This is a genomic window from Streptomyces sp., assembly GCF_031178505.1.
Lineage (GTDB): Bacteria > Actinomycetota > Actinomycetes > Streptomycetales > Streptomycetaceae > Streptomyces > Streptomyces gulbargensis.
Map to the genome: position 1 here is coordinate 1 of NZ_JAPSIW010000786.1, position 3,144 is coordinate 3,144.

Consider the following 3,144-nt stretch of genomic DNA (forward strand, 5'->3'; position numbering starts at 1 on the left):
GCACGAGCGTGGCTCCCGCTCGGAACCCCCCGCCCCGGCCCCCGGCCGGACGTCACACCGCCGCTGACGGAAGCCGCCCCCTGTGCGCGACCCCCACGGGACACTACCGCGCGCCCGGGGCCACAGGTGCCGCAGGAGAGCGGGCCTCCGCCATCACCGCCCCCGTCACCGGGCGAGCCGGGCCGCCAGGTACGGCGCCGTGCGGCTCGCGGGCGTGCGGGCCACCTCGGCCGGGGGGCCCGCGGCCACGACGCGGCCGCCCTCGTCACCACCGCCCGGACCGAGGTCGACGACCCAGTCCGCGCCGGCGACCACGTCCATGTCGTGCTCGACCACCACCACGGTGTGCCCGGCGTCGACCAGGCCGTTCAGCTGGCGCATCAGGACCTCCACATCGGCCGGGTGCAGGCCGGTGGTCGGCTCGTCCAGGACGTACACGGTGGGCGACCGGCGGGGTCGCTGGAGTTCGGCGGCGAGCTTGATGCGCTGTGCCTCACCGCCCGACAGTTCCGTCGCGGGCTGTCCGAGCCGCAGGTGGCCGAGGCCCACGTCCAGCAGCGTGCGCAGACTGCGGTCCGCCGCCGGGGTGCCGGCGAAGAAGCCGGTGGCCGCCTCCACCGTCAGGTCGAGCACCTCCGCGATGGTCAGCCCGCGCAGCCGCACCGCCAGCGTCTCCGCGTTGTAGCGGGCCCCGCCGCAGTCCGGGCACGGCGCGTACGTGCTCGGCAGGAACAGCAGCTCCACGGAGACGAAGCCCTCGCCCTGGCAGGTCTCGCACCGGCCGCCCGGCACGTTGAAGGAGAACCGGCCCACCCTGTAACCGCGCGCCCGCGCCTCCCCGGTCTCCGCGAACAGCTTGCGGACCACGTCGAAGAGGCCCGTGTACGTGGCGAGGTTGGAGCGCGGGGTCCGCCCGATCGGCTTCTGATCGACCGTCACCAGCCGTTCCACACCCGGTACGTCCTCGTCCAGGGCCGCCACGAGGGTCGACTTCCCCGACCCCGACACCCCGGTCACGGCCGTGAGCACACCGACCGGGAACGACGCCTCCACCGCCCGCAGGTTGTGCCGGGTCACCGGCCCCGGGCGCAGCCATCCCGAGGGCGTGCGCACGGTGCGCGCCGGCCCCGGGTCCCGGTCGAACAGGAACCGCCGGGTCACCGACTCCGGCACGTCCGCGAGACCGGCGGGCGGCCCGCTGTGCAGGACCCGGCCGCCGTGCTCCCCGGCCCCGGGCCCGACGTCCACCAGCCAGTCCGCGTGCCGGACGACCTCCAGGTGGTGCTCCACGACGAAGACCGAGTTGCCCGCGGCCTTCAGCCGGTCCAGGACCACGAGCAGCGCGTCCGCGTCGGCCGGGTGGAGGCCGGCGGACGGCTCGTCCAGGACGTACACCACGCCGAAGAGGCCCGACCGCAGCTGGGTGGCGAGCCGCAGCCGCTGCAGCTCCCCGCTGGAGAGGGTCGGTGTGGCCCGGTCCGTACCGAGGTATCCGAGGCCCAGTTCGGTGACGGTGGCGATCCGGGCCAGCAGGTCGTCGGTGAGCACCCGCGCCGTCTCGGAGGCCTCGGCCCGGTGCGCGGACAGCAGCGCGGCGAGGGCGGTGAGCGGCAGTGCGGCGAGCTCCGCGACGGTCCGGCCGGCGAAGGTCACGGCGAGTGCCTCCGGCCGCAGCCGGCTCCCGCCGCACACCGGACACGGCGCACTGGTCAGGAACCGCTCCGCCCTGGCGCGCAGCGTCGTGCTCCGCGAGTCCGAGAAGGTCTTCAGGACGTACCGCCGGGCGCTCATGTACGTGCCCTGGTACGGGCGCTGGATCCGCCCCGCCTCGCGCACCGGGTGCACGGTGACGACCGGCTGTTCCTCGGTGAACAGGATCCACTCCCGGTCCTTGGCGTCGAGTTCCCGCCAGGGCCGGTCGACGTCGTACCCGAGGGCGTCCAGGACGTCCCGCAGGTTCTTCCCCTGCCAGGCCCCGGGCCACGCCGCCACCGCCCCCTGACGGATCGACAGGGACGGGTCGGGCACGAGGAGTTCCTCGCTCGTGTCGTGGATCCGGCCGAGTCCGTGACAGGACGGGCAGGCACCCGCCGCCGTGTTGGGGGAGAACGCGTCCGAGTCGAGCCGCTCGGCCCCCGGCGGGTAGTCGCCCGCGCGCGAGAACAGCATCCGCAGCGAGTTCGACAGCGCCGTCACCGTACCGACCGAGGAGCGGGCGTTCGGCGTGGACCTGCGCTGCTCCAGGGAGACCGCCGGCGGAAGACCGGTGATCTCGGCGACCCGGGGAGCCCCCACCTGGTGGATCAGCCGCCGCGCGTAGGGCGCGACCGACTCGAAGTAGCGGCGCTGCGCCTCCGCGTACACCGTCCCGAACGCCAGGGACGACTTGCCGGAGCCGGAGACTCCCGTGAAGACGGTGAGCGCGTCGCGCGGAATGTCGACGTCCACCCCCTTGAGATTGTGCTCGCGGGCGCCGCGCACCCGGACGTACGGGTCGTGGGCCGGGGCGGGAGCCGGGCCGGAGGTGCTGTCACGCATCCGGTGATTTTATCCGGTGGGACCGCTTTGCCCCGGTCGGGCCGGGGCCGCGGGCGCCCGCAGGCCGACCGCGCGTGCCAGCCGCCGGTACGACTCGCTCAGCGCCGCCCGGTCGTACGTGCTCGTGGTGACCAGCACCTCCTGCGCGCCGGTCTCCTTCACCACCCGCTCCAGCTCCTCGGCCACCCGCTCCTCCGTACCGTGCAGATGGCCCCGCAGCCCGTCCTCGTAGAAGCCCCGCTGCTTCGGCGTCATCGTCATCGCCTCGATCCGCCCGGCGGGCGCGAGCGGCGGGTAGTCCCCGCGGGTGCGGGCGTGCGCCATCGCCCACGCCTCCGGCACGAGCAGCCGCCGCGCCTCCTCCTCGTCCCCGGCCACCGCCACCGTCCCCGCGACCACCACGTACGGCTCGGCCGCCCACGCGGAGGGCCGGAAGGCCGACCGGTACGCCTCCACGGCGGCCAGCAGGCGCGAGCGGCCCCGCAGGTCCCCGATGACCAGGGGGAGCCCGGCCTCGGCGGCGATGGCGGCCCCCTCGCCCATGGCCAGCACGAACGGCGGGACCCGCAGCCCCTCCGCCGGCCGCGCGTGCACCCCCGGATGGGC

General features: G+C 75.3%; 2 protein-coding genes. Both read right to left on the reverse strand.

The window, feature by feature from the left end; genetic code table 11:
• Nucleotides 1-165 precede the first annotated feature (165 nt).
• Nucleotides 166-2,538 carry an excinuclease ABC subunit UvrA gene (locus RIF68_RS32280; protein WP_309054817.1) on the reverse strand — a complete coding sequence of 791 codons (2,373 nt, stop codon included), beginning with the start codon at nt 2,536-2,538 and terminating at the stop codon, nt 166-168.
• A 9-nt stretch (nt 2,539-2,547) separates the two neighbouring features.
• A partial coding sequence (locus RIF68_RS32285; protein ID WP_375165766.1) for an LLM class flavin-dependent oxidoreductase occupies nt 2,548-3,144 on the reverse strand: 597 nt, incomplete at its 5' end.